The sequence below is a fragment of the Bradyrhizobium sp. IC3123 genome (assembly GCF_020193625.1).
GTDB classification, from domain to species: Bacteria; Pseudomonadota; Alphaproteobacteria; order Rhizobiales; family Xanthobacteraceae; genus Bradyrhizobium; species Bradyrhizobium yuanmingense.
Genome location: NZ_JADYVF010000067.1, coordinates 1 through 418, shown reverse-complemented (window position 1 = coordinate 418; position 418 = coordinate 1). Strand labels below are relative to the sequence as shown.

Genomic DNA, 418 nt, shown 5'->3' with positions numbered 1-418 from the left:
CCTGGTGTTACTCTTTCTGAGCAGCGCGCTGTTGGCTGGCTGCAATACCGCCCGCGGTGTGGGTGAAGATATTCAGGGCCTGGGCCACGCTATCTCTCACGCTGTGAGCTGAATTTCCCTGCCGTTTCGTTGATGGCGCTTGCCTCCCGGTATGTCAGCCTCCTCCACGCATACTCCTTTTCTCTTAAAAATCGCAAAGATCCCTTCATCTTTGGACGGTTTGTCTATGCTTATAGGGCATGAAAACAAAACTGACACTAAGGATGACATTATGGTGAAAAAAACGATTGCAGCGTTCTTTACGGTTTTGGTCCTCTCTTCAGCACTGACCGCTTGTAACACCACGCGCGGTGTCGGTGAGGATATTTCAGACGGCGGTAACGCAATCTCTGGCGCGGCAACCAAAGCTCAGCAATAA

At 51.2% G+C, this 418-nt stretch carries 2 protein-coding genes; both read left to right on the top strand.

Annotated features, from left to right (window positions below):
* Positions 1-4: 4 nt before the first annotated feature.
* Positions 5-112, top strand: a complete 108-nt coding sequence (locus I6F20_RS38650) for an entericidin A/B family lipoprotein (RefSeq protein ID WP_055314636.1) — start codon at positions 5-7, stop codon at positions 110-112.
* 39 nt (positions 113-151) lie between these two features.
* Positions 152-418: a lipoprotein toxin entericidin B gene (ecnB, locus tag I6F20_RS38340; RefSeq protein ID WP_004146711.1), complete on the top strand. Its 267-nt coding sequence runs from the start codon at positions 152-154 to the stop codon at positions 416-418.